This window comes from Wolbachia endosymbiont (group A) of Tromatobia lineatoria (genome assembly GCF_964028565.1).
In the GTDB taxonomy this organism is placed as follows: domain Bacteria; phylum Pseudomonadota; class Alphaproteobacteria; order Rickettsiales; family Anaplasmataceae; genus Wolbachia; species Wolbachia pipientis.
Genome location: NZ_OZ034791.1, coordinates 942,404 through 967,993, shown reverse-complemented (window position 1 = coordinate 967,993; position 25,590 = coordinate 942,404). Strand labels below are relative to the sequence as shown.

21 protein-coding genes, 1 tRNA gene and 3 pseudogenes are annotated in these 25,590 nt (G+C 35.5%); 12 read left to right on the top strand and 13 right to left on the bottom strand.

The features are described from left to right. Positions 1-334 precede the first annotated feature (334 nt). Positions 335-2,632: a hypothetical protein gene (locus ABWU48_RS05140; RefSeq protein WP_353288316.1), complete on the bottom strand. Its 2,298-nt coding sequence runs from the start codon at positions 2,630-2,632 to the stop codon at positions 335-337. 395 nt (positions 2,633-3,027) lie between these two features. Here ABWU48_RS05140 and ABWU48_RS05135 point away from each other — a divergent pair, with 395 nt between their 5' ends. The 3 genes from ABWU48_RS05135 to gatC all read left to right on the top strand — a co-directional run bounded on the left by ABWU48_RS05135 (position 3,028) and on the right by gatC (position 5,467). Beyond that, a complete protein-coding gene (locus ABWU48_RS05135) occupies positions 3,028-3,894 on the top strand; it encodes an ankyrin repeat domain-containing protein (RefSeq protein WP_353288315.1) in 867 nt (288 codons plus the stop codon). A gap of 303 nt (positions 3,895-4,197) precedes the next feature. After that, positions 4,198-5,124, top strand: a complete 927-nt coding sequence (locus ABWU48_RS05130) for a ribose-phosphate diphosphokinase (RefSeq protein ID WP_209473167.1) — start codon at positions 4,198-4,200, stop codon at positions 5,122-5,124. Next, positions 5,114-5,467 (top strand): Asp-tRNA(Asn)/Glu-tRNA(Gln) amidotransferase subunit GatC, encoded by a 354-nt coding sequence (gene gatC, locus ABWU48_RS05125; RefSeq protein WP_010962323.1) that lies wholly within the window; start codon positions 5,114-5,116, stop codon positions 5,465-5,467. The genes ABWU48_RS05130 and gatC overlap by 11 nt, the downstream gene beginning before the upstream one ends. Positions 5,468-5,508: 41 nt before the next feature. On the opposite strand, the gene ABWU48_RS05120 is transcribed toward gatC, so the two are convergent. The 12 genes and pseudogenes from ABWU48_RS05120 to ABWU48_RS05065 all read right to left on the bottom strand — a co-directional run. After that, positions 5,509-6,771: a Tol-Pal system protein TolB gene (locus ABWU48_RS05120; protein ID WP_006279726.1), complete on the bottom strand. Its 1,263-nt coding sequence runs from the start codon at positions 6,769-6,771 to the stop codon at positions 5,509-5,511. A gap of 5 nt (positions 6,772-6,776) precedes the next feature. Then, entirely contained in the window at positions 6,777-8,411 is a 1,635-nt protein-coding gene (locus ABWU48_RS05115; protein ID WP_012673044.1) for a ribonuclease J, read from the bottom strand. A 208-nt stretch (positions 8,412-8,619) separates the two neighbouring features. Then, positions 8,620-9,738: a molecular chaperone DnaJ gene (dnaJ, locus tag ABWU48_RS05110; RefSeq protein WP_353288314.1), complete on the bottom strand. Its 1,119-nt coding sequence runs from the start codon at positions 9,736-9,738 to the stop codon at positions 8,620-8,622. A gap of 82 nt (positions 9,739-9,820) precedes the next feature. Next, a tRNA-Arg gene (locus ABWU48_RS05105) sits at positions 9,821-9,898 on the bottom strand. Between the two features lie 156 nt (positions 9,899-10,054). Beyond that, positions 10,055-10,930, bottom strand: coding sequence for a hypothetical protein (locus ABWU48_RS05100; protein WP_353288313.1), 876 nt, complete (start codon positions 10,928-10,930; stop codon positions 10,055-10,057). 214 nt (positions 10,931-11,144) lie between these two features. Next, on the bottom strand, positions 11,145-11,555 hold the full coding sequence (locus tag ABWU48_RS05095) for an Rpn family recombination-promoting nuclease/putative transposase (protein WP_353288312.1): 411 nt from the start codon (positions 11,553-11,555) through the stop codon (positions 11,145-11,147). Beyond that, the gene (locus tag ABWU48_RS05090; RefSeq protein ID WP_197907114.1) at positions 11,552-12,577 is read right to left on the bottom strand and encodes a group II intron maturase-specific domain-containing protein; all 1,026 of its coding nucleotides are present in this window, start codon (positions 12,575-12,577) and stop codon (positions 11,552-11,554) included. The genes ABWU48_RS05095 and ABWU48_RS05090 overlap by 4 nt, the downstream gene beginning before the upstream one ends. After that, a complete protein-coding gene (locus tag ABWU48_RS05085; RefSeq protein ID WP_256437793.1) occupies positions 12,523-12,840 on the bottom strand; it encodes a reverse transcriptase/maturase family protein in 318 nt (105 codons plus the stop codon). Before ABWU48_RS05085 ends, ABWU48_RS05090 begins: the two co-directional genes overlap by 55 nt. A gap of 51 nt (positions 12,841-12,891) precedes the next feature. Further along, positions 12,892-13,227 (bottom strand): reverse transcriptase N-terminal domain-containing protein, encoded by a 336-nt coding sequence (locus tag ABWU48_RS05080; RefSeq protein ID WP_209473178.1) that lies wholly within the window; start codon positions 13,225-13,227, stop codon positions 12,892-12,894. 510 nt (positions 13,228-13,737) lie between these two features. Next, positions 13,738-14,085: pseudogene (locus ABWU48_RS05075) on the bottom strand (PD-(D/E)XK nuclease family transposase); the annotation flags it as partial. A 7-nt stretch (positions 14,086-14,092) separates the two neighbouring features. Further along, positions 14,093-15,472 (bottom strand): annotated as a pseudogene (locus ABWU48_RS05070) (IS4 family transposase). 54 nt (positions 15,473-15,526) lie between these two features. Beyond that, positions 15,527-16,139, bottom strand: a pseudogene (locus ABWU48_RS05065) (DUF6444 domain-containing protein); the annotation flags it as partial. 296 nt (positions 16,140-16,435) lie between these two features. On the opposite strand from ABWU48_RS05065, the gene ABWU48_RS05060 reads away from it, so the two are divergent. The 9 genes from ABWU48_RS05060 to ABWU48_RS05020 all read left to right on the top strand — a co-directional run bounded on the left by ABWU48_RS05060 (position 16,436) and on the right by ABWU48_RS05020 (position 25,304). Next, complete coding sequence (locus ABWU48_RS05060; RefSeq protein ID WP_255322264.1) at positions 16,436-16,558, top strand: hypothetical protein; 123 nt, start codon at positions 16,436-16,438, stop codon at positions 16,556-16,558. 5 nt (positions 16,559-16,563) lie between these two features. After that, positions 16,564-17,205, top strand: coding sequence for a protocatechuate 3,4-dioxygenase (locus tag ABWU48_RS05055; protein WP_353288311.1), 642 nt, complete (start codon positions 16,564-16,566; stop codon positions 17,203-17,205). Between the two features lie 96 nt (positions 17,206-17,301). Continuing rightward, positions 17,302-18,804: a leucyl aminopeptidase gene (locus tag ABWU48_RS05050; protein WP_353288310.1), complete on the top strand. Its 1,503-nt coding sequence runs from the start codon at positions 17,302-17,304 to the stop codon at positions 18,802-18,804. A gap of 694 nt (positions 18,805-19,498) precedes the next feature. Next, a complete protein-coding gene (locus tag ABWU48_RS05045; protein ID WP_353288309.1) occupies positions 19,499-20,677 on the top strand; it encodes an MFS transporter in 1,179 nt (392 codons plus the stop codon). Between the two features lie 60 nt (positions 20,678-20,737). Beyond that, positions 20,738-21,043: an integration host factor subunit alpha gene (locus ABWU48_RS05040; RefSeq protein WP_353288308.1), complete on the top strand. Its 306-nt coding sequence runs from the start codon at positions 20,738-20,740 to the stop codon at positions 21,041-21,043. After that, entirely contained in the window at positions 21,043-21,369 is a 327-nt protein-coding gene (locus ABWU48_RS05035; RefSeq protein ID WP_006279880.1) for a MerR family transcriptional regulator, read from the top strand. The genes ABWU48_RS05040 and ABWU48_RS05035 overlap by 1 nt, the downstream gene beginning before the upstream one ends. A 45-nt stretch (positions 21,370-21,414) precedes the next feature. Next, positions 21,415-22,011, top strand: coding sequence for a murein hydrolase activator EnvC family protein (locus ABWU48_RS05030; RefSeq protein WP_006279879.1), 597 nt, complete (start codon positions 21,415-21,417; stop codon positions 22,009-22,011). Positions 22,012-22,023: 12 nt separating this feature from the next. After that, the gene (leuS, locus tag ABWU48_RS05025; protein WP_264705795.1) at positions 22,024-24,540 is read left to right on the top strand and encodes a leucine--tRNA ligase; all 2,517 of its coding nucleotides are present in this window, start codon (positions 22,024-22,026) and stop codon (positions 24,538-24,540) included. A gap of 128 nt (positions 24,541-24,668) precedes the next feature. Further along, positions 24,669-25,304, top strand: coding sequence for a membrane protein (locus tag ABWU48_RS05020; protein ID WP_010962341.1), 636 nt, complete (start codon positions 24,669-24,671; stop codon positions 25,302-25,304). Positions 25,305-25,590 lie beyond the last annotated feature (286 nt).

The window sequence follows — 25,590 nt, the reverse complement described above, 5'->3', positions numbered from 1 at the left end:
AGACTAGCTAATTCGGGGATTCTTTGTCTTTTTTTCTGCTTGGTAAATTTCTTAAACATTTGCAGCATAGGTTAGTTGCAATTAAAAGCAGCTAAATCTTGCTTGTCAAGCGTTTAAAACATAAAAAACGCCAATATTTTAAAGCAGATAATAACCCCAGGGCTTCTTTTGCCTTTTTTTTCATTTGGTAAATTTCTTAAATATTTATGGCTAAACGACAATCGTCATCCCGCAGCGGGATCTAGAGATACCGCGGCGGTATGACGTAGGGAAACCTTTCTTGGGTTAGCTATAAAACTAATCAGCATCTTGTTTAGCACATATAAATTAAGTTTCACAAATATAGTGCTAAACCTTGAAAATATGTTATAGCTACTTCTTCCAATTTAGTGGTGGGTTTTGACAGTACACATGTTATTTTACTAGCTACCAACTCAAGTGTCACAGAAGTTGCAATCATTTTAAATGTCACAGAAGTTGCAATCACTGCATTTATATTCTGTACTTTAACATTTACTCTACTTTCTATTAGAGGCTTTACCCCCCTTACATCATTACGTACAGCAGTATGATTTATTTCATTTTCAATTCCACTACTATGCTGCAACAAGATATCCCCATTAACTTTTATTTCAACATTTTTGTCACTACTACCATTGTTAAAATTTAATCCCTCATCTCTTCTACTTTGTCTTTTTTCTTTTAATTTTAATTCAGTTTCTCTTTTATCAAGGGTAGGAAATGGGATGTGAGTTTTTTCCTGACCATCTTGATTTATAGCTCTTGTTGTATTAAAAGCTTCGTTGCTTTTACATGATATTGTATAAGTAAGTGGTGTGTAGATTTTTTCTTCACTATCTGGATATTTTATAGTTATTGTTGCATTAAGAATGTCTTTCAGAATATCATTTTCTCTAGCTATGTCTAAAATTTTTTGAATAACTTTGCGATCATGTAATGCGGCAAGTAACTTATCAGTTACTTTTTGATTATTTTTATGTTTTATGGTTATTGTTGTGTTAAGAATGTCTTTCAGAATACCGTTTTCTTTAGCTACTCTTAACATTTTCTCAACAGCTATACTATCTTTACGTAGTATAGCATAAGCAAGTGGTGTGCAAGTTTCTTCCTGACCATCTGGATATTTTATAGTTGTTGTTGCGTCAAGAATGTCTTTCAGAATACCGTTTTCTTTAGCTACTCTTAACATTTTCTCAACAGCCATACTATCTTTACGTAGTATAGCATAAGCAAGTAGTGTGTAAGTTACTTCCCGGCTATCTGAATGTTTTATAGTTGTTGTTGCGTCAAGAATGTCTTTCAGAATATCGTTTTCTTTAGCTACTCTTAACATTTTCTCAACAGCTATACTATCTTTACGTAGTATAGCATAAGTAAGCGGTGCGCAAGTTTCTTCATGACCATCTGGACATTTTATAGTTGTTGTTGCATCAAGAATATCTTTCAGAATACCGTTTTCTTTAGAGATTTTTAAAATTTCTTCAATAGTTTTGCTATTTTTACATGATATAGCGTAAGTAAGCGGTGTGTAAATTTCTTTCTGACCATCTAGATATTTTATAGTTGTTGTTGCGTCAAGAATGTCTTTCAGAATATCGTTTTCTTTAGAGACTTTTAAAATTTCTTCAATAGTTTTGCTATTTTTACATGATATGGCGTAAGTAAGCGGTGTGTAAATTTCTTCTTGACCATCTAGATATTTTATAGTTGTTGTTGCGTCAAGAATATCTTTCAGAATACTGTTCTCTTCAGCTGCTACTAGAATTTCTTTAATAATTTTGCCATCCTCCCAGAACATAGCATGAGCAAGTGGTGTGTAAGTCACTTCCCGGTCTAGATATTTCATGGTTGTTGTTGTGTTAAGAATATCTTTCAGAATACTGTTCTCTTCAGCTGCTACTAGAATTTCTTTAATAGCTTTGCTATCCTTCCAGAACATAGCATAAGCAAGTGGCGCGTAAGTCACTTCCTTGTTATCTGGATATCTTATAGTTGCTGTTGTGTTAAGAATATCTTTCAGAATACCGTTCTCCTTAGAGACTTTTAAAATTTCTTCAATAGCTATACTATCTTCATATAGTATAGCATAAGCAAGTGGTGTAACAGTTGCTTTCCGACCATCTGGATATTTTATAGTTGTTGTTGCGTTAAGAATATCTTTCAGAATACCGTTTTCTTTAGAGACTTTTAAAGTTTCTTCAATAGTTTTGCTATTTTTACATAATATGGCATAAGTAAGTGGTGTGCAAGTTTCTTCCTGACCACCTGGATATTTTATAGTTGTTGTTGCGTCAAGAATGTCTTTCAGAATACCGTTTTCTTTAGCTACTCTTAACATTTTCTCAACAGCTATACTATCTTTACGTAGTATAGCATAAGCAAGTGATATAATAGTTGATTCTTTACCCCGATGTTTACTTACTTCCGTAGTAAGAATCCTTTGTTTTTCCTTTTCAGATATTTTTTCTAGTTCTTCAGCAATGCTACTTTTTTTGCCTTCTATTTTTGATGCTAATTTTAAAATACTTTTTTCATCTTTCTCTTTCAATTTCGAATCGTTTACCTGATGAGTCATTTTTTTTCTCAAGGTCTTTCTTATTAAACTAAGCATAACATTTTCTCTCTTCGTGGTTATAATATTTGCTTTTATGAATCAGTTGTGTTGATAATGTATTAATTGCATAGTTCAGACATTGTTTTATAAAGCAAAATTTTAGTAGACCACCTTACAAGAACGTTTCTTGCTAATTCTGAATCCGAAAAAAGGACGCAGTAAAGTTATTTGTAAGGGAAGAATGAAACTTGTAGCTATAGCTAAACTGACTTACGATAATTTGAAAAACCGTCATCCCGCTGCTTGTTAGCGGGATCTAGAGATACCGCGGCGGTATGACGGTTCGCAGTGGTATGACGATAAGCTCGTCATCCCGCTACATTAATATTGTATTAATAAAAACTTAATAATAATCCTTAATAATATATGAACTAACATGTTTGCAATTTCGTATGACAGAGGAAACAAAAGATGGATATGCTTCCTTATACGTTGCAATTCAGGAAGGTAATATTGAAGCTGCAGAACTACTAATAAAATGTGGCACAAACGTCAATGATCATTATGAACGCAATCGTACGCCACTGCATATTGCCATCGGACGCAAACAATTAGAAATAGCAAAATTGCTGATAAAAAATGGAGCAAACGTTAATGCAAAAACTCAAAATCATGGTAAAGATGATCTAACACCAATGCACTTTGCAGTTTTTGCAAATACGCCAGAATTTATAGAATTACTAGCTAGCCATGGTGCATTGATTAATGAAAGAGAAAGTACCGAAGGGTATACTCCTCTTCACTTTGCTGCTTTATATGGGAACAAAAATATAATACAAGCCTTAATTGATAAGGGACAAGATATTGAAGATGTGGACAATAATGGGCGAACAGCTCTGTTTTTAGCTTCTAGGCAGTGCACTGAAGCAGAAGATGATAGCAGAATAGAAATTATCAAGTATTTGATAGACAAGCTCAAAGCAGATGTAACAAAGAAAGACAATAATAACAATGCAGTACTCTTTCCTGCCGCTAATAATTGCCCTGGAAAAGTGGTAGAATTCATCATTGAGCAATATATAAAAATCTTTGAGTTAGAGAATTTTATCAACCACAAAAATAATGATGGAATGGATGCTTTGGATATTGCGCTGAATAGTGGAAACGAGAAAGCTATTGAAGTATTAAGATCATATGGAGCAGATATCAAGAATAAGGTAGATGGTAGCATTCAAAAAATTACTGCAGAAAAACCAAGTAGTACCCTAGACAGAGCAGAAAGTGCAGAGGTAGCGCCTCCAATTAAGCAAAGAGTATAAAGCTTTTTATAAAGCGATTATAAATTTCAGTAAGTTGCAGAGGCTCTACAATGGGAAGTGTAGTATGTTAGCAGATACAAATGACTAGATAAATTATATTTCATTAAAGTCATTTATCTTGAAACATAAGCAGGATTTTGTATGGTTGTTTCAATTTGGGTCTGTATATTGAAACAACGCGTGAAAATGACAGGTCATTGTACAAGAGGTATCTAATTCACCGACAAGAATGCTAGATAAAGACACTTACATTTCAATTATTTCACAATTTCTGTATAATCTTAAAAACTCAATTAGTGCGTTATGAAGATAATAATAGGTAATGCTAGTAAGGAATTAGGGGAATCAGTAGTTAACCGGCTAGATGTTCAACCATCCTCTGCTTGGATATCAAAGTTTACCGATGGTGAGGTAAATGTAGAAGTAGCAAATGATCTATATAATCAAGAAGTATATATAATACAATCTCTTTCTCCCCCTGTGAATGATAATCTTATGGAGCTTCTGCTTATAATTGATGCAGTAAATAGATTAGGAGCCAAAAGGATAGTAGTAATTATCCCTTATTATGGATATAGCAGGCAAGATAGAATTATCAAGAACAATAATGTGCAGTCTGCTTTAAGTGCCAAATTAGTTGCAAATCTTATTCAAACTGCAGGTGCAAGTAGCGTTGCAGTTATTGATTTGCACTCAAGTCAAATTGAAGGATTCTTTGATGTACCGATAACTAATTTGAACTGCTTTGAAGCATTTGTTGACTCTATACACACGGAAAATTTGGCAATTGTTGCACCTGATGTTGGAGCAATTGGTAGAGCACGTGCTTTTGCAAAGACTTTAGAGGAAAAGTACAAGATAGGGTTAAGTGATAAGATTATTGTAGTAGATAAATATAGGGAGAAAGCAGGCACATCTCAAGTAATGAACATAATAGGAGAAGTTGCAAACAAAAATTGTGTCATTGTTGATGATATAGTTGACTCTGGTGGAACATTGTGTAATGCAGCTCTTGCTTTAAAAGGCCACGGAGCAAAGTCCGTAATTTCATGCATCACACATGGCGTGCTTTCAGGAAGTGCAGTTGAGAAAATCTCTTCCTCTTCTTTAGATAAATTAGTGATTACGGATACCATACTTCACAAATTTGAAAAAACTGGTAAAATAGAAGTTGTTTCGGTCGTAGATATTTTAACTCACTTTATCCAAGGAGGTAAAGATGCCAGCTAAGTCAACAGAAGACGTTATTACTTCACTAATAGAATTTGCAAATAAGAGAAAAATAACAATTACCAAAGAAGAAATGCTTAAAATTGCACAGCTTGTAAGGATTAAGTTATCAAATGACGAGATTGATCACTACTCCAAAGAACTGACAATGCTGGATTGGATACATGATACTTTATTGCAAGTTAATACTGAAGGTGTTTCTCCTATGCGTTATGGCAGCATAGACAAGGACATTCATGTACGCGATGATGTTATAAATTCTCAAAACATTAAAAAAGAGATATTGTCCAATACAAAACCTGAGCATGGGTATTTCGTAGTGCCAAAGGTTATAAGCAATTAAAGTAAAATAAGGCTCATATCAAATCTATAATAGATCTACTTTCAAAAATAAGACCAATCCGGTAAAGAAGCATTTGTGGGAGTGGAAACCATTTTTTGATTTTTCTTTACTAAGTCTACTAAATATAGTTTAGAGTTGCTTGGTGATTCTGTTCTTGTAAAAATGATTTCTCTACCATTTGGTAACCATGCCGGGGATTCAATTTTATGCCCCTCTGAAAGCAGACGTTCTTCTTTGCCATCTGGCTTCATAACTCCTATGTAAAATTTTCCTGACTGAATCTTTGTAAAAGCTATCAGATCTCCTTTTGGCGACCAAACAGGCGTAGCATATCTTCCACTTCCAAAACTAATTCTTTTAGGTTTTTTACTTTTGTTAGTAAAATCGATAACGTACAGTTGCTGACTCCCACTTATATCAGAACTAAAAGCCATATACTTTTGATCTGGAGAAAAAGAGGGAGAAGTGCTTATAGCTGAACCTTTAGTAATTTTTTTTGTTCGTTTACTACTTAAATCCAAAGATAATATATTCGTTTCACCACCCAATGAGTGGGAAATTAAAAGAGATTTACCATCGGGAGAAAATCTTGGTGCAGAAACAACTCCTTCAAATGCGCTGATTATTGATTCAGTGTTATCTTTTAAATTTTTTAATATTATATAACTTTTACCATTTGCGTACGAGATATAAACAATGCCCTTTCCATTTGGTGAGAATCTCGGTGTTGACACAAATCTATCGCCATTTGTTAAGTATTTTATATTACTTCCATCTTGATTCATCACAGCAATTTTACGCACAGATTTGTAGTTGCTATCTTTTTCTTCAGCGATATACGTGATTTTTGTGTTGAAGTGCCCTTTCTCACCAATTAATCTATCATGTATCACATCCGAAACGAGGTGACCAATTTTTCTCCAGTCTTTTGCTGGAAAAACAACTGACTGAGTAAGTAATTCTCTTTTTGTAAAAGCGTCAAATAAACGAAATGATAGCTCTAATGCACTACCAGATATTTCGCTTAAACTTACTGTGACTACAGTATCGCTTTTCCAAGATTTAGATTCAGCTTCCGCGCCACGTTTTACATTAAATAAGCCACAATTAGATAAATTTGTTCCTATTACCTTTGCAATATTTTCGCTTAATTCGCTTTCCAACGCTGTTTTACATGTACATTTAGATACAACAAGACCAATGTTACCAACACTGCTTTTTTTTATATCAACATATAAAGCAGCTTTTGTAAAATAAGGAATAAATAACGAAATAAATAACACCAGATGAACGAATAGCTTCATTCATTTCATACCTGTTCTATCTGAACCTCAATTATAGGCCTTTTTAGTAAATATTCCTTTAAGATACTCAATATTGAACTTTCAATCTTATTTTTAATTTTTTTTGTTGGCTGCAAACTAAACAACGACTCAACTTTCTTGACAATTTTCTGTATGGTAGCTGCATCTTCTAGCACTTCAAAAACACCAGGTACAAATACTTTTGGTTTAGCAAGCAATTTATTTTTCTTGTTTACAACTGCTGTTACCACAATAACTCCGGCATCTCTCATTCTTTTACGCATTTTTATAACACTGCTCTCCGGATGACGTAGCAACATACCATCAATACCAAAGTAGTCAACATCAATTGAATCAACCTTTTCTCCGTTCTCCAAATTAACAATATCACCTGGTGCAATCATTATTGCTTTTGCCACACCGCACTCTTTAGCAAATTTTACATGTGCATGCGTGTGAATATATTCGCCGTGAACTGGAATAGACATCTTCGGTTTTATTAAAGAATACATTTCCTTTAGCTCTTCTCTTGTTGGATGCCCAGAAGCATGAACATGCTCTGTTTTTTCAGTAATAACTTCTACCCCCATCTCAATAAAGGCATTGAGCATGTTGTGCGCACGAGTTTCATTTCCAGGAATGATTTTTGACGAAAAGATCATGGTATCACCTTGCTGCATTTTAAATGCTTGATGACTCTTAGCAGCAAGTCTTGCGGTAGCTGCCAGTGGCTCACCTTGACAACCTGTGCAAAGTAGCACCAGTTCTTCCCTTGGAAAATTTACTGCTTCCTTTGCTTCAAGAAACTGAGGAGAATCAGTTAAATAACCACTATCTTGCGCAACTTTCACTATTCTCCATAAAGATCTACCAAGTAAAACTACTTTTCTATTTAGTGCTTTTGCAGCTTGGCTTATCGTTTCAATTCGTGCCACATTTGAAGCGAATAGCGAAACAGCAACTAATTTTTTAGACCGCTTTATTATGTTATAAATATTATTATAAATTTCACCTTCTGACTCAGGGTGATGCTTGCTTAATATATTGGTTGAATCGCAAATTGCTGCAAGCAGGTCACCTTTATCGCCAATTTCTTTTAGACGCTCCATATTAGAAGTTAATCCAACAACAGGTTTTGGATCAAATTTCCAGTCTCCGGTATGGAGTGCACTACCCATTTCAGTGCTAATTAATATTGAATTTGCCTCAGGAATTGAATGAGTTACATTTATAAACTCGACGGTAAAAGGACCCAAATTTATGCTGCCATTTATGTCTACCTCTTTCACAGGCACTATACCTTCCAATCGAAATTCTTTTAGTTTCTCTTTAAGAAAATTAACCGTAAACTTTGTTGTATATATGGAGCACTGCAACTCTTCCCACAAGTGGGGCACTGCACCGCAGTGGTCCTCATGTGCATGTGTAATTATTATTCCAAGTAAATCTTTTTTTCTTTGAGCAATAAAATCTATATCAGCAATGAGCAGCTCAACACCTGGCATAGTTTCATCTGCAAAACCAACACCAAGGTCGATCATAATCCACTTACCTTGGTAATGATATAGGCTAACATTCATCCCGATTCTTCCTACTCCCCCAAGCGGAAGAAATAAAAACTCATTTTTGTTTATATTCATTAAATTTAAATTATTAAAACCTGAGAATAGCAAAACTTCGACCTTAAATAAAGAAATTTATTGCTTTTACATAGTTTTAAGGAACTAAGAAGTTTCTGTTGGCTAATAATAACACTATTGTTAAGTTTTCCATTAATAAGGTCAAAGAATTGCAGGATTAAATGAAAACCCGTAAACAGTTACCCCTTTATGTCATTTAGCAGATTTCTTATTTTTTTTTTACTTTACTAAAAAACCCTTCAGATTGCTGTTGTACACTTGCATTTTCCTCTTCTTCAAGCGCTTTTAATAGTTCAATTTGCTTTTTAGTTAAATTTTTTGGATTTAAAGTCTCAACTATTACCTGTACGTATAAATCACCACGAGCATGTGAGTTCATATATGGCATACCCTTTTCCCTACAACGTAGTTTGGTACCAGTTTGAGTGCCTTCAGGGACCTTTACTTTTATTTTAGCTCCATCAATTGATTGAATATCGATTTCACCACCAAGCACTGCTAGTGTCATTCTTATAGGCACTTTACAGTGTAAATCTGCTTTATTTCTAGCAAAGATTTTATGGAAAATTATTTTCACGTATACGTATAAATCTCCACTTTTTCCACCGTTTGTTCCAGCTTCTCCTTTACCACTTATCCTTACCTTAGCTCCTTCTTCTATGCCTTTTGGAATTGAAACGGATATATTTACTTCATCTCTTCTACGTCCACTTCCACCACATTTCTTACATTTGTTTTGTATTATTTCTCCTTCCCCATAGCATGTAGTACATGTTCTTTCGATGGTAAAAAAGCCTTGTTGAGTTCTAATCCTACCGCTTCCCTGGCATGTGTGGCACTGAACTGGTTTAATTGCTCCTTCGCCACCTGTGCCTTGGCATGTATCACATTTTACATTTGTCACATAATGTATAGGCGCTTGTATTCCTTTAAATGCATCTTCTAAGGTAATTTCAAGATCATAACGTAGGTCTGCTCCAGATACTCCTGTTGTACTTCTTTTTGCTCTCGATCTACTTGCACCACCACCGAATCCTCCACCAAAGAAGTCATTGAATATGTTGCTAAAATCTCCTGCAGAGCTAAAGCCTTGAAATCCACCAGAAGCACCTTCGTGGCCATAACGGTCATAGCCTGCCCTTTTCTCAGAGTCAGACAGAACTTCATATGCAGCTGTTACTTCTTTAAATTTTTCCTCTGCTTCTTGATTGCCAGGATTTCTATCAGGATGATATTTTAATGCTAATTTTTTATACGCTTTTTTTATCTCATCAATACTGGCATTTCTGCCTACTTCCAGCAGATCATAGTAGTCTTTTTTGCTCATATATAATAGTTTAGTGCTTAACCTTTAAAGATAGGTATTACATATATTAATTTCAAGTGTGACTTCTGTTTCCTATAAAATGTGGTGCACCCTGAGCGACTTGAACGCCCGACCTTTTGATCCGTAGTCAAATGCTCTAATCCAACTGAGCTAAGGGTGCTTTCACAAAGTTAACTTTAGCAGGTTTTGTAGCTTGATTCAATTAATTTGGCTAAAAATAAAACTGTTAATTTTTACCACGCATGAACCACTCACAATTCCCAGACTGCTGTTCCACATTAGGATTATTAAATTCACTATAAGAAGGAGAAGCGCTTTAAGGAAAGTAAGGAGGAGCGCTTGGAGTAGTATTAGGATATTGAGGAGAGTAAGGAGGTGGTGCATCACGAGAAGAATCTCCATAACCATGCACTTGTTTAAGATAGCTATCTACCGCTCTTTCAGCTTTCTCGATATTTTCTGATTCTTCCTCATGCTTCATATGAAAAGCTAAACCACCAGCAAAACATACGAGAGAATTAACGCCAAGGATAGCTAAACCCCACACTGGTAAGACTGGGTAAACAGCACAAGCTACCAAAGCTGCCAAAGAAACAACGCCAACCGCAAATTCTATATTTCTGAACGTTTTAAATTTACTATCCAGGTAATCTATTTTTTCTTCTTTTCTAGCCACTTTTCTGCTGCTGTTATACCAAAAACACATACCAGCATGGAAAGCAACACACACAACTGCAGCTACTATACCCAAAGCTAATAGCTTTCTACTGTCTTCTGATTCTTTTTTATTCTCTTTTCTCCCTTGATGAGTGGTATTACCATTGTTAATATTCGTTATATTATTAACCGTAGTGTGACCACGTCCACCGAATAAAGAATCCATCCAGCATTGTAATAGCAAATAATCCCAAAAGTCTAAACCTCTATTGTGTACATGTATATGTGTAATCTGAGAGCCTGTAGGTTGTGCGTTATTCCCTGCGTTATATTGATCATTTCTGCTTCCTGTATCGTGCCTATTGCTTGAATTTGGATGTGTAAATTCTTCATACACATTTTTAAAATTCTCCTTGCTCCAAGTTAAATTCGGTGTATTATTACAATACTGTAGAAACCCTTCAATATTATTATTACCTAATTTCTTTATATAGGCTAACGCATACCTTTTTAAAACACTATCACTTGCTACCATAAATACCCTCTTAAGTTAAGATTAAATTAATAAATATTTATTATAACAAGATAACATCTACTTGTCAACTTGAGCCTGATTCAAGTATCCGTTCAGAGTGTGGCAGAAGAACTTATTCAAATAAAGTAGGTGGTAAAATATAAACATTTTATAAAGTGAAAAATGGACTTTTCAGACCACTGCCGAGCTAAAAAAGCCCTGAAAAACGTGATACTTAGGCCATTTCTTGCTTAAGCTGTACAATTTCAGCTTGAGAAAGGCCAGTGGATTCAGCTATTAAATTAACAGATACACCAGCTTTAAGTAAATTTTTTGCAACTTCGATTTTTCCTTTCTCTATACCTTCCTCAAGTTTGTATTCAAGAATGGCTTCTTCTTTCCGCAGATCCATTATTCTTTCTTCATATGCTACTAAATCTTTTTCATTCCAGCTAAACCTGTCTAATTCATCGTAGGCTAACTTTATTATTGGTGATTTTTCTGCTATATTCCTTAGGTCTTCATCTGTAGTTTCATCTGCATACTGTTGTCTAAGTGAAGAAGGTCGCCCCTCCTCACTCGACTTCAAAACCGTACGTGAGACTTTGCGCCTCATACGGCTTCTCTCTAATTTGGTGCTTGTCATGCACACCTCCTGTGTAATTCATCGTGACAATGCCCATGTAACAAAGATAAATTTTTGATCATATTGTTTCGTCTATTCCGGTCTTTATGATGTATTTCTATTATATCATCACTTTCAAACCATAGTCTACAATTACCGCATTTACTTTGTTGTAACTTCAATAGTTTTATTACTCTCGATGGCTTATCTGGTATTTCTCTAAGACGATTACCCCAATATACCCAATCACCATCATATGGAGATCTGGTTTTTTGCACTTTGATATGTCGTTTAATAACATGATCGCTGTGTATAATAAGATGTATCTTGTTACTTGTCATAAAACGCCAGTTATCGTTATTATACTTTTTAAAGTATTTTCTTTTTATCCAGCATTTCCCTTTGTTTGGGTGCCTAAAGACTGCCCACTTCCAGAGCTTTCTATGTATAGTATTATCCAATGAGCTAAAGATTTTACATGAAACTACCGAAGAGTAATATTGACTCCATCCTCTGTTTATTGGATTGAGATTCCTTATTATTACTTCCTGTGGCGCCCCACGCATTTCTCTAAGTTTATGTTTAATAGCAAATGTATGCTGCTTTATAGAATTACGACTTGGTTTTATTAATAATGTGTAACCTTTTTTACTTTCTTTTGTTGGATATTGTCTTATTGAAAATCCAAGAAAATCAAATCCTGGTTTTGTTTCGTCAATGGTTCTTAATGTATGAGAAATTCTTGTTTTAGAGGGCTTTAATTTTAGTCCAATGGTTTCTAACCATTCTTCAACTAAAATTTTTGCTTTAAGAATAATCTCTTCGTTTTCATGTATGATGACAAAATCATCACAGTAGAAAATTACACTAATAGACTTTTGCGCGTTTTTATGCGATATCCTACCATATTTTCTTTTCATGCATTGAAAGAGTTCGTTTGTTAATGCTTTTTTGACATGTTGCTCTAATCCGTGTAATGCAACACAAGCTAGCAACGGTGCCTCCTTGAATTGTACCACGTTTTGTGGATTGAAACTTTCCATCTTCCATAACGCCTGCCCTTAACCATCTTCTTATGATTTTCTTTAACGTTGGTGTGGTTTTCAAGCAGTTTATTATGGTTAATATTGTCAAAACATCCAGAAATATCAGCATCTAATACATATGCTGTTTTCTGTTTTAGCACATCAAATATGGCTTCAATTGCATCATGACATGATCTACCAGGTCTAAAACCATAAGTGTTTGGCTCAAGTTTTGCCTCCCATTCTGGTTCTAAAGCCATTTTTACAAGTGTTTGTGATATAGTAGGTATACCAAGCGGGCGATGCTCCGATGGCTTACCAGGTTTTGGGATTCAGACGCGTCTTGATGGCTTTGCTTTTTCTTTTATATCTAAAGAATATGATAGTTGTAATCTTTCTTTTTGATTAAGATTAGCCTTTCCATCAATACCTGCAGTCTTCTTCCCCCTATTGTCCTGTGTTACTTTCCTAACAGCGAGTGTTTTTGCACTTGTTGATTTGAGCAATAATTTTTGAAGATTATGCATCTTTTTGATATCATTACATTTAGAGGCTTGGTAAATTCGTTTTTGTAGCTTAAATGAAGATTTCTTCAGCTTTCGCCAAGGAATTCCATTCCATTCATACCTAGCTTTTTGCTGGTCCATAACATATTCACTACTATTCACCACTTTACCTTCCAAATTAAAGTGTTTACGTCTGCATATCCCAGATATTACTTTGGGCATTAGCTTCTTAAACAATCCTTCCACATAGCAGCTTGTGGTTGGCTACCTACTTATATTTAATGAATATAAGAGCTTTTATGTGGTTACTCCGTTCCATAGCTTCGTTTCACGTTAAACTTAGATTCCTACTATTTGCCGGAAGCTGGGAACATCAATAACTAAAGTCTTCAATCTTTAGTTCCCCTTTTGCTTCGTACCATTTTGGTCTATGCGTAGTTCAACCTCTTTTCGCATACTATGCTTTGACGACAATTCAAACATAGGTTCCTCTCGTAATCATATCTAACTCTGTTTGCAGGGATTCACCATGAGGTTTAGTGTTACCTGCTTTTATCTCATGCTTGCATCCCAAAGGTTGCCATCCTTTGAAATGTGAGACATACATTATCCCCGATGTCTAGGGAAGATGGAATTTAACCATCACAAAACCACGGCTTTCCGGGTTGCACTGAAGAAAAATAACCAACGATCCACTATGCTTTCTAGCTGTTCTTCCTTATTCTTAGGAAATTTAGGTAGTTCAATAAATACAAATTGAAAATCTTTTAAGTCATGCTCATTGGTTTTCTCATCTCTTATAGTGTGGCTGGATATATAATCAAGCTTATCAGGAAATAAATTACAATTAGAGATAGCAATAAAGAAAACCTTCTTTAAATCAATGTACTTACCAGATTTATCAGCTTGCCTTGAGTAAGCCTTAGCAGCATATAGTTGAGCTCGTTTCTCAAAACCTTTATCACGAGCAAACTGGTCAGGTAAGGAAGCAGTATTACTACTACTCCCTCCCTTAGAAACCTTACTATTACCCACAAATATGAGGTTCATGAGCAAGTCTCCATCCTTCTGCTAGATCAAAGAGACGTCTCCACCCTTTCCAAAGAGTAATTGGTCCTGGTTTTGGGTCGCTTTTTCTTGCTAAATGACCTCCAAGTTCACGAAACGGCTTCTTTTATAGTAGGGGCTATATTTGGACATGGTTTCCTGTGTATTTTAACATATAAAACTTTCCATTCTTCCTCAGCTAATAAGGCAGTACATAGTAATGTTGGGTTAGTTCTTGCAATTGATGTAATAAAGAAAATTCTCCAAGCAATAATGCTCATGACTGTTAAATACCTCATTAATCTTTCTGCTGTTCCAAGTCTACATTCCTCAACTTTGAGACCAGATTTTAAAATCTTATGCAATATCTCTATTTTCCATCTCAAACAATACCAACTAACTTTTTCAACAGCTTCTTCAAAAGTACTGACCGGAAAAAAGCATCCACTCTAGAGGACTTGCTTCGGGAGGAGAGTTTTTTTCAACAACATGAATTGCGTGAAGTTGTAGACTCTGTCGGTTTATATTTTATGTGACCTTCTTTACATTTTATATGGCCTTCATGTGATAAATTTTCCGAATCTAATTTCTAAAAACGCTGTCCTTTTTTGCTTGTTATCTCTAGCAGGGATTTCAACTTCTACTTTTCCAGCGCAAGGGAGGCCTTGGATAAATGACCATAATTTTTGCTTGTTCCTGGTATGCATGAATTTTTTATTTACATTTCTGTTGTGGCGAGCTCTTACTAAAATTGCTGAGTTAAGATTATGTGCAAGTTCGAAAAAATCATGCATATCTGCTTCTCTGTCACATACAGTTATAGCTTCGGTTTGGGCCAGATCTATAATATTATTTGTTTTCTTTAAACTTTCTAGCCATTTCATACTTTCTTTATCCTCAATATGAACGTTGTTACGATGGCTCTTTAGTCTTTTTTCTTCTTCAGAAATGAGTTGCCTCGAGTAAATCTTTTGATCCAGTATTCCCAGCTTCCGTACTAACAGCAAGGGCTGTATGCATTACTGCTCCTTTTCCAGCAATAGTTCCCAATCCGCTTATGGCTTGAGTATGAAATATAAGTTGTATCTTGAATCACAAGAATTCTTTTATGAGCTTTTGTTCTTTCAACTGTTTTATCAATGTGTGAAGCTAGAATATCGACTTCTTTTACGTTCTCATTTTGAAAAAAACGTTATGCTGCTTTTGCTTCTGACCAACTTCCGCATGCCTCATTAATTGAGCTTTCAGGTAAACTTATCAAACTATCAGCAATCTTTACTAATCGGTCAGTTAATCTTTTATCTCCAAGTACAGCATCTCCAAATTCATTTTTAGCCCATTCATTACTCTCGTTTGCCATTTTTATACCCTCAATATTTGCAAACTTTAATATTGTAATACTTTATTTATAAGTACATTTATATTTGTGGGTAATAGTAAGATTTGATATGCTGCCAACACTTATGTTCAAATTAAAAATGTCATTTATGATACTAGCCACTTCACGCTTTGAGTTTTTGTAAAATCCGCTGAGTGCTGCAATTATAGACTTAACCCTTGGACCAAATGTATCTGGCGTAACACCTTCTGGTAACTTGCTACTTTTTCTTTTTCTGCATCTCCAACAACGACCATGTTCCAATTACTACATAAGGCCTAATTTCCGGAAGATCAACTTTTTGGTGAACATAAGGTTTTTCGCATATTACAAGCTCTCCTCCGCATTCGCAAATATTAGGCAACTCTATTTTTACTACTTTATCCGCTTCCATTGTAGCATGAAAATTTCCTTTATGCCCAACCTGATCGCCAACATTCCTTTCGCTTTTTGGCTTGTCCTTTTTTGTTTTGTACAATTCTTTAGAGCTCGGTAGAGATGAATTTTTCGAGTTTAAACCAAGCCTTTCCTTTAATTCAGCGTTCTCTATCTTTAAAGCTTTATTTTCTGCTTTTAAGTTTTCTATCTCTGCTTTCAGTTTTCCTATTTTTTGCTGTAAATTTTTGCAAAGTTCTAAAAGGTTTACCACATTACCTCACTTTTGCTCTATGATTATCTTTATTATCTTGCTTTGTCTACCTTATTCTACCACTCCGCTGAACGGATACAATTTACTAAACAGAAAAAAAGGCAAAAGAAACCCTAGGGTAGCTAGTTATTCACTATCCATTTTTTAAGTTGGCGTTTTTTAATGTTTTAAATAGCGCGTTTCAGCTTGTGTAGGTAAAAACCTAGAAATATTGTGAAGACATAAGGTGCACATAGTGCAAAAAATTAAAAATAAGACGCCAACTACGTTGTTTTCTTGCTGTTTAATCTGTACAGATGAAGATAACTGAATACCTTCAGTTTCATGATAAGGGGGCTGGCGAAGGGTGTCAAGCAAGTTTTTTCGTTTCTATTTCCAATAAAAGTTTGTTATATGGTTATGCAAGAAGTCTATTATAAATGAAATGAATGTGAAAAATATCTTGTTAGCACTTTTAGTACAAATGATATTCAGTTTGCCGCTATTTGCAGCTGATCCTGTTTTGCTCAACTGCATTAAAACTCCGGAAATATATGACCTTGATGCAAGGCCAAAAAATTTTAGCTCTTCAAACAATTTAAGAAGGAAACCTGGTTCTCCAAATAGTGCAATAGGGGAATTAATACACATAGTGGGTAGAATTACTGATATAAACTGCTTACCAATACAAAATGCTGTAGTTTCTATATGGCACGCGAATTCACGCGGCGTGAACCATTACGGTAAGAATATAGAGGATGATCTGAATTTTGCTGGATCAGGAAGGTTTGTAGTGAATAATCTTGGCTATTATAATTTTATTACGATAGCACCTGGTAAAATTGGTGATAGAGCTCCACATATCAACTTTCTAGTTCAACATCCGGATTTTCCAGAATTCACAACGCAAATGTTTTTTGCTGACCATAATTGCGATAATTGCGCTGATCCTGTTCTTGAAGATTTTGTTAGTAATGGGCTTGCAAGCCTTCTCATAACACCATTTACTTACAGTGATCAGGTCATAAAAACCTATACGTTTAACATTACCTTGGGCGGATATAATAAGTTCTCTAATAAAAGATAAAAAACCTTGCATGTAAGGGAGTCCATAGTAAACTTAAGTGTTATTGTACTTAGGATGTATATGAAAAATATCTTACTGATGTTTTTGCTATGTTTTATGTACAGTTTACAATTATTTGCAACGGAGATACCAGCAATGAAAATAACAATTTCTAAAATTTCGCCCGATTTTAAAACAATAGTAATGGGTTTATTTGAAGACAACGAAACCGTAAATGATGGCGGAGTTTTGCAAGGGAAACAGGTCATAGATAATATAAAGCAATTTAGCAATTTCAATGGAAGTTTTGGTGAATTTTTCTCTACTGTTTTGCCAGAAGAAAAAAATGTTATAGTTGTTGGACTGGGTAAGAAGGATGAATGGAATGAAAATAAAGAATTAAATATTGGTGGTAAAATATATTGTGAGCTAAGCAGATTAAAAATTAAAAAAGCAGCGGTTTTAATCGAAGGTAGTGCAGCAAATGTTGCATATGGTGCGTTTCTGCGTAGTTTTAAGTTTGATAAGTATAAAACTAAAAAGGATGAGAAAATTACAGAGGTAGAGGAGATTACCGTATTAGTAAAAGATGAACAATTAAGTAATGCTGAAAGATCATTTGAGCACTTAAGGCAAGAAGGTGAGAGTATATTCCTTGCGCGCTCTTTTATAACAGAGCCTCCTAACATTCTATATCCAGAATCCTATGCTGATCATATAAAAAAAGAACTTACTAAGCTTGGCCTTGAAATCGAGGTGCTTGATAAAAAGCAGATGGAAGAGAAAAAAATGGGAGCCTTGCTTGGAGTTGCACAAGGAAGTAGTAAAGAACCAAAATTAGTAGTGATAAAATGGAATGGAGCTTCTAAAGAACAAAAGCCTATAGCTTTTGTTGGTAAAGGTATAACGTTTGACACTGGTGGAGTATCACTCAAACCTTCACGTGGTATGGAGTCAATGAAATATGACATGGCAGGCTCTGCTACTGTGGTTGGGGTGATGCATGCTTTAGCAGGACGAAAAGCAAAAGTAAATGCGATCGGTGTGGTCGCACTTGCAGAAAATGCAGTGGGTGGTAATGCTCAAAGACCAAGTGATGTAGTAACTTCAATGTCTGGACAAACAATAGAAGTGTTGAACACCGATGCAGAAGGAAGGCTCATACTTGCAGATGCTTTATGGTATACGCAAGATAGATTCTCACCAAAATTTATGATTGATCTTGCAACTTTAACTGGTGCTATAGTGGTTGCACTTGGAAATAACGAATATGCTGGTCTTTTTTCAAATAATGATGAATTAGCAAACCGTCTGATTGATGCAGGAAATGAAGTAAATGAGAAGTTATGGCGTTTTCCTATGAATGAAACTTATGACAAAATTATTGATTCACCGATTGCTGATGTTCAAAACATCGCTCCTGCAGGCTCTGGTGGAGATAGCATAATGGCTGCACAGTTTTTACAGCGTTTTGTGAATGAAACTTGCTGGGCACATTTAGATATCGCAGGCACTGCTTGGCACGAGAAAGGTACTGACATTTGTCCAAGAGGAGCAGTAGGTTTTGGTGTAAGGTTACTTAATAAGTTGGTTGAGAAGTACTACGAAGCCAATGATTAAAGGTCTTTATACTGGATTTATGGCTTAGCTACATGAACGTTTATTTTCGAGGCGCAGCAAATGAAAGTAGCTGATACATATTTCTTTTTTTCTGGATTCCAGTGTCAGCTACTTTCATGACACCCTGACAACCGTCATCCCGCTACTTGTTAGCGGCTGAGATACCGCGAATGAATCGCGGTATGACGGTTCGTGGCGGCGTGACGATAAGCTCGTCATCCCGCTGCTTGTTAGCGGGATCTAGAGATACCGCGGCGGTATGACGTAGGACTGCTGTCATCCCAGTGCTCCTTTTTTTGTCATCCAAGTAGCCTCCTATGGTGTCATCCCAGTGCCCAGACACTGGGATCCAGTTGAGCTATTTCAACAAAAATACTGCATTTTGAGATGAACGTTTATTTTCACCAGATTATTTACAAGTATAACAATTAAAGTCTGGATTCCAGTGTCAAGCACTGGAATGACACCGTCTTGGATGGAAACCAGTGTTGGCTACTCGGATGACATCATAGGGGCGCTGGGATGACACCCTGACAATCGTCATCCCGCTGCTTGTTAGCGGCTAAGAGATACCGCGGCGGCATGACGTAGGGAAACCGTTTTTTGGGTTAGCTATAACAGTAGTCAGGAAACAATAGCTTAAAAAGAGACTTAGTGTTAAATTTCTAATAGATTACTTATAAAAATAAATCTTATGGAAAGCAGAGCTAAGGCTTGGTTCATTTGGCTGATTAGTAACTTGGTTGTTATATTCAGCAACATGCAGATAATTTATACCTTTATAAGTGTAAATCTCGAAAAGGAACTTGGACTTACAATCGCGCAAGTTGCACTGGCTAATTCAGCATATACTTGGACTTTCGCCATCTTACAATTTTTTAGTGGAGCAACGTTTAATGTTTTTTCCAGTAAAAAAATTTATTTTTTCTCGTTATCAACTATGATCTTGGGGTTTTTTGTCCTTATTAATAGTGACAATTTCTCCCATTTGATTTTGTCTCAAGTGTTGATTGCAACTGGAGCATCATTTGGTTTTATTGGTGCTGCTCACACAAGTAGCATATGTTTTTCCGCTGCCCAATTTGGACTAATGTTTTCACTAGTGCAGACAATTTCAAGCCTTTCTGCTTTGGTAATTCAAATACTGTTCTCTAACTTGCTTGCCGAAGATGCATATTGGAAAAATCTGATTGTATGCATAATACTATTTGGTGTGTTGATATTTGTACTTACGCTTTTTTGTCCAAACACACTTCCAGAAAGCAGCTCAGAAAAGCGCACAATAAAAAGCTCTATGAAGACAGTAATGTGCTCTATATTAACAGTGCTAAAATTAAGAGATATCTGGATAACTTCAGTGGTGGGTGCTATTACTTTTGGAACATTTTTAGCACTTAATACCTTGTGGGCTCCAAGGTTACTGGGCAACTCAGAACTCAATGCAATGGAGTCAGGTATAGCAACTGCAATACTATGGCTTGGTCTTGCAGTTGGTGCTCCAATTGCAGATCGAATCTCAAACTTATTTAAAAATAGGAAACATGTAATTTCTGCTTTTGCTTTATTGCAAGGCGTCTCAATTATTATTTTACTATACAGCCATTTAACATTCCACGTTGTGTACTTTTGTATGTTAATGTTCGGGTTTTTTGCGGGAGGACATATGCTTAATTTTACTGTCGGCAGCGAGATTGTGAAACGAAAATACATCAGCACATCATCATCCATTATCAATGGATTTATGTTTATTGGCAGTGGAGTTATAGTGTCAATGTTAGCACTTTTTACAGATCATAAAATGGCACTTTTTGCAATATTGATAGTTGCCGGTATTTTAAATTATGCAACAAAAGAGACATACTCTAAAAAATAAAGTAGCTGAATCTCGGGTCGATTGCTATATTATATTTACGTATTGTAATATTTATCAATAATGGATCACGTTACAACAAAAGACACAACAGTAACTAAGGCAACGATAGCTGGAGATATAAACCAAGAAATAGGATTATCAAAGGAAGACTCTGTTTCGATAATAGATGATATATTGGACGAAATAAAGACAAGCTTGGTAAAGGATGGAATAGTAAAAATATCGTCATTTGGAACATTCTTGGTTAAGAAAAAGAAGGAAAGACCAGGAAATATACCAAATACATCGGAGAAAGTGATGATTGAGGCAAGAAATTCAGTTTCTTTTAGGCCTTCAAAAATTATAAAAAAATCAATCAATAATTAATGAACAAGGAAAAATTATTTTATACGATTGGGGAAGTAGCTGAAGAGCTACATTTGGAACAGCATGTTTTGAGATTTTGGGAAGGTCAATTTCATCAAATTAAGCCTACAAAGCGTAAAGGAAGAAGGCTATATGATCGCAAGTGTATAGAGGCCATAAAGAAAGTAAAATACATGCTATATGATAAAGGATATACAATAAAAGGAGTGCAAAAAGAATTTGGTAATGATATAAAAGTCACAAAGAATTTGTTGCAAGAACTCACCGATTTGAGGGACTATTTAACTAGTAAAATAAATAACGAGGAAAGTAACAAGCAGGCGTGAAACACTACGTCTCGCTAAAATTTTGGAGTTTTGTGAGAGTTTAAAATGTGGCATATAGCCTCATTTCTTATGTTATTAGCAATATTAATAGGCTGTGGCCTGCAAAAACCTGCACCTGTGCTGCTTAAAGGCGAAGAATTTTACGGAAAAAGAGATCTGGAATATACAAGAGAGTACCATTTAATTAGGGAGCCTTCAGTGCAAAAAGAAAGTAGAAAAGCCATCATAAATAGGATATACAAAGATAACAATAATACACAAAATGTGGGGGTAAATTGTAAATTTGTAATGCCAGTTAAAGGTTCAGCTACCTCTTCTGATGAAATGTGTAAGGATGGCATAAAAATTGCTGCTCAAAATGGAACGAACGTAGTTTCCTCTGCACCAGGCAAAGTGATATATGTAGGCAAAGGGCTGAGATGGTATGGGAATTTAATTATAGTGGAACACAAAGATAATTACATGACTGTGTACTCCTATTTAAAAAACATACATGTTGAAATTGGCGATAAAGTAAAGCAAGGTCAAGTAATTGGATCTGCAGGTAAATCAAGCACACAAGATAAAGATCCACAGATGTGTTTCACAATACGACATAATGGCCAAGCGGTTGATCCTTTGATGCATATGAACTGTAATTGAATTTGGATTTATATGAAATATGATTTTAAAAGTGTTGAAAAATTTTATCAAGATAAATGGGATTTTTCTGTAAGCAAGAGTGGTAAACAAGAAAAGTGTTACGTGTTGGAAATGTTTCCATATCCATCTGGTAAAATTCATATGGGACACTTACGTAACTATGCAATAGGGGATGTGATAGCGCGTTACAAGAGAGCTAATGGATTTGAGGTTTTGCATCCAATTGGCTGGGATGCGTTTGGATTACCAGCTGAGAATGCAGCAAGGGATAACAATATTAGCCCCGAAACATGGACAAAAGAGAATATAGATAATATGCGTACACAGTTGAAATCTATAGGTCTTTCTTATAATTGGGAGCGTGAACTCTCCACATGTGAGCCTGATTATTACAAACACGAACAAAAATTTTTCCTGGATTTTTTAAAGCATGGGCTTGCCTATCGAAAAGAATCATGGGTTAACTGGGATCCAGTGGACCAAACAGTGCTTGCAAATGAACAGGTGGTTGATGGAAAAGGATGGCGATCAGGTGCAGTTGTTGAAAAACGTAAGTTGTTCCAATGGTTTTTAAAGATTACTGATTTCGCTGAAGATTTACTCAAGTGCCTGCAAAGTTTGAAAAATTGGCCAGAAAAAGTCAAAACAATGCAGGAGCGTTGGATAGGAAAATCTGAAGGAGCAACTATAGAGTTTGAAGTAGTTGGCCTGAATAAGAAATTAAAAGTTTTTACAACTTATCCTCATACTTTGTTTGGGGCTTCTTTTTGTGCAGTGGCAGCAGAGCATCCTATTGTGCAGGATTTAAAGAATGGTTCTTCTGTTGTCATCCCAGTGCTTGACACTGGGATCCAGGAAATAAAATCAAAAAGAGAGAACGATGAAAAAATAGGAGTTTACACCGGATTAAACGTCAAACATCCATTTCTTGATAAGGAATTGCCGCTTTACATAGCGAATTTTGTGTTGATGGAATATGGGGAAGGCGCGATTTTTGGTTGCCCTGCACATGATCAGCGTGACTTTGAATTTGCACAGAAATATAATTTGCCGATAATTCCCGTTATTTCTTCAGCCCACTTAGGTGTCATTCCAGCGCGTGACCAGAATTCTTACAATGGATCCCAGTGTCAAGCTACTCAGATGACAAAGGAGGCGTATACTGGAGACGGGACAATGTTTAACTCCGAATTCTTAAACGGATTAATGGTTAGTGAAGCAAAGGAAGCCATAGTTAAAAAATTTGAAGAAAAAAAAATAGGCAAAAAAACAATAAACTATCGTTTGCACGATTGGGGAGTTTCAAGGCAGCGTTATTGGGGATGCCCTATACCTATCATATATTGCAAAGATTGCGGAACTGTTCCAGTGCCAGAAAAAGACCTTCCTGTAGTTCTACCAATAGATGTAGAATTTACAAGTGGTGGCAATCCGCTGGATAAGCACCCAACTTGGAAATTTGTTGATTGTCCAAAGTGCGGAAAGCAAGCAGAGCGTGAAACTGATACATTCGACACCTTTTTTGAATCTTCCTGGTATTTTGCTGCATTCTGTAGTGAAGATAAATCAATAGACAAAGATGCATGTAATCGTTTTATGCCTGTTGATTATTATATAGGTGGGATAGAACATGCAATTCTGCATTTGCTTTATTCAAGATTTTTCTGCCGTGCTTTAACCAAATGTGGCTATTTTGATATTAAAGAGCCTTTCTCTACTTTAATCACTCAAGGAATGGTCTGCCATGCAACTTATAAAGACGAAAATGGTAAGTGGCTATTTCCCGCAGAAGCAAAAGAATTAATAGCGCGAGGTGCAAAAGTTCAAGTGGGCAAAGTTGAAAAAATGAGCAAATCGAAAAAGAATACAGTTGACCCAAACTTTATCATAGAAAAGTATGGTGCTGATACTGCTCGCTTGTTTGTGTTGTCCGACACTCCTCCGGAGAAAGATATGGAATGGTCCGATGATGGCGTGGAAGGTTGTTCTCGTTATGTAAATAAATTGTGGCGTATGGTCATGCAGCTAAGACCTGTAAATATACACTATGATAATGAAAATGTTATGGGTGGACTTCTAGAGTACAGAAAAAAAATTCATAAACTCTTACACGGACTTACAGATGACTTGGAAAACTGCAGATTAAACTGTGTAGTGGCAAAATTTCGTGAGATGACGAATTTAATAGCTGAAATAGACGTAAAAACTGGAAAATCTCTTATTGATGAAGGTATATGTATATTAATCAGAGTAATCGAACCATTCATACCACATCTAGCTGAAAGCCTATGGCAAGAAATAGGAGGTCAACCTTGGCCAAAAGCTGATGAATCATTATTAGTTGACGATACGGTAACTATAGCAGTGCAAATCAATGGAAAATTACGTACAACAATCAAGGTGGCAATTAACTTACCTCAAGAAGAATTGAAGAAAATAGCGATAGACTCTGTGTCCAGTAAGATCGATCAAAGCAAAGTTCGCACTGTATATGCTGTACCAAATAAGATAGTAAATATAGTTATATAAAAGACCTGAGTAGTACGTTTTATATAATCTGATTTTATGGCTATACTTTTTTTGACATGTAGTTATATCTTTTTTAATATAAAGGATATATACTTATGCATTATATATTTTTTTGTATGAGGAGTTATATGAAAATAAAGAGATTGTGCGTTTTGGCTGTGTTGCTTACTTCATCTCTAGCAGGTGCAGCTAGTAATAGTGCAAGTAAGTCAGAAGATAAGTACTATGCAGGTTTAAACTTTGGTGCTGGTTGGGGTGGTGGCTTTAAAATGAAACCTGGTGTTGTTCTTGGTTACCATTATGACCAAAACTCTAAATTTGAACTTGAGGTTCTCAGTAATATTAAGTCATTAAAGAGCATAGGAGCTAGCTTATTGGCAAACTACCGCTTCTATCCTGACCTTGATATTGATCCCGTTAAACTATATGTCAGCGGAGGTTTAGGAGGATATCTCCAAATAACACCTTTTGGCTTTGGTGTTAGTGATACAGTTGATGGTGATGGCAATAGTTCACAAGAAGAAAAAGAAAAGGAAGAAGAAACACAAGGTGCTCCAGAATCAGGTGGTGAAGCTGCTGGTTCATCTGTAGTAGATAAAATACTGAGTTCTATTTCCTATAAACTAAAGTTAGGTGTTGATTATGAAATTACTCCGCAGATAATTGGTGCAGTTGGTATGACCATGGGTGGGCAACTAAGTGGTATAAAAGCAAAACAAATACCAGATGCAACTCTAGAGATAGGGGTACGTTATAATTTTTAATGCTGCTACTTAGTTCATAAAGGTAGAGACGATGTTGAGGATGAAATAAACAGCATTAAAAAAAATCCGAAAACGTATTTTCGAATATGGTTTTGAACGCTAGCTATAGATTAGAAAAATAACAAGAAAAAGGGTAAACATACTGTAATTGCTGTTGAATGATGGAGTCCATTATTTTAGCACGAAGTAACGAATTCAGTAGAATAAGTTCTTCAAAAATAATTTAAACTTTTATTAGTAGGAGCAGTCTCATGGAATATTATAGCGATCTCACTAAAAGAAACTT

Coding starts and splice junctions, on each gene's coding strand:
- ABWU48_RS05140 (WP_353288316.1), bottom strand. CDS start 2,632: ATGCTTAGTTTAATAAGAAAGACCTTGAGAAAAAAAATGACTCATCAG.
- ABWU48_RS05135 (WP_353288315.1), top strand. CDS start 3,028: ATGACAGAGGAAACAAAAGATGGATATGCTTCCTTATACGTTGCAATT.
- ABWU48_RS05130 (WP_209473167.1), top strand. CDS start 4,198: ATGAAGATAATAATAGGTAATGCTAGTAAGGAATTAGGGGAATCAGTA.
- gatC (WP_010962323.1), top strand. CDS start 5,114: ATGCCAGCTAAGTCAACAGAAGACGTTATTACTTCACTAATAGAATTT.
- ABWU48_RS05120 (WP_006279726.1), bottom strand. CDS start 6,771: ATGAAGCTATTCGTTCATCTGGTGTTATTTATTTCGTTATTTATTCCT.
- ABWU48_RS05115 (WP_012673044.1), bottom strand. CDS start 8,411: ATGAATATAAACAAAAATGAGTTTTTATTTCTTCCGCTTGGGGGAGTA.
- dnaJ (WP_353288314.1), bottom strand. CDS start 9,738: ATGAGCAAAAAAGACTACTATGATCTGCTGGAAGTAGGCAGAAATGCC.
- ABWU48_RS05100 (WP_353288313.1), bottom strand. CDS start 10,930: ATGGTAGCAAGTGATAGTGTTTTAAAAAGGTATGCGTTAGCCTATATA.
- ABWU48_RS05095 (WP_353288312.1), bottom strand. CDS start 11,555: ATGACAAGCACCAAATTAGAGAGAAGCCGTATGAGGCGCAAAGTCTCA.
- ABWU48_RS05090 (WP_197907114.1), bottom strand. CDS start 12,577: ATGGAAAGTTTCAATCCACAAAACGTGGTACAATTCAAGGAGGCACCG.
- ABWU48_RS05060 (WP_255322264.1), top strand. CDS start 16,436: ATGAAGATAACTGAATACCTTCAGTTTCATGATAAGGGGGCTGGCGAA.
- ABWU48_RS05055 (WP_353288311.1), top strand. CDS start 16,564: ATGAATGTGAAAAATATCTTGTTAGCACTTTTAGTACAAATGATATTC.
- ABWU48_RS05050 (WP_353288310.1), top strand. CDS start 17,302: ATGTACAGTTTACAATTATTTGCAACGGAGATACCAGCAATGAAAATA.
- ABWU48_RS05045 (WP_353288309.1), top strand. CDS start 19,499: ATGGAAAGCAGAGCTAAGGCTTGGTTCATTTGGCTGATTAGTAACTTG.
- ABWU48_RS05040 (WP_353288308.1), top strand. CDS start 20,738: ATGGATCACGTTACAACAAAAGACACAACAGTAACTAAGGCAACGATA.
- ABWU48_RS05035 (WP_006279880.1), top strand. CDS start 21,043: ATGAACAAGGAAAAATTATTTTATACGATTGGGGAAGTAGCTGAAGAG.
- ABWU48_RS05030 (WP_006279879.1), top strand. CDS start 21,415: ATGTGGCATATAGCCTCATTTCTTATGTTATTAGCAATATTAATAGGC.
- leuS (WP_264705795.1), top strand. CDS start 22,024: ATGAAATATGATTTTAAAAGTGTTGAAAAATTTTATCAAGATAAATGG.
- ABWU48_RS05020 (WP_010962341.1), top strand. CDS start 24,669: ATGAAAATAAAGAGATTGTGCGTTTTGGCTGTGTTGCTTACTTCATCT.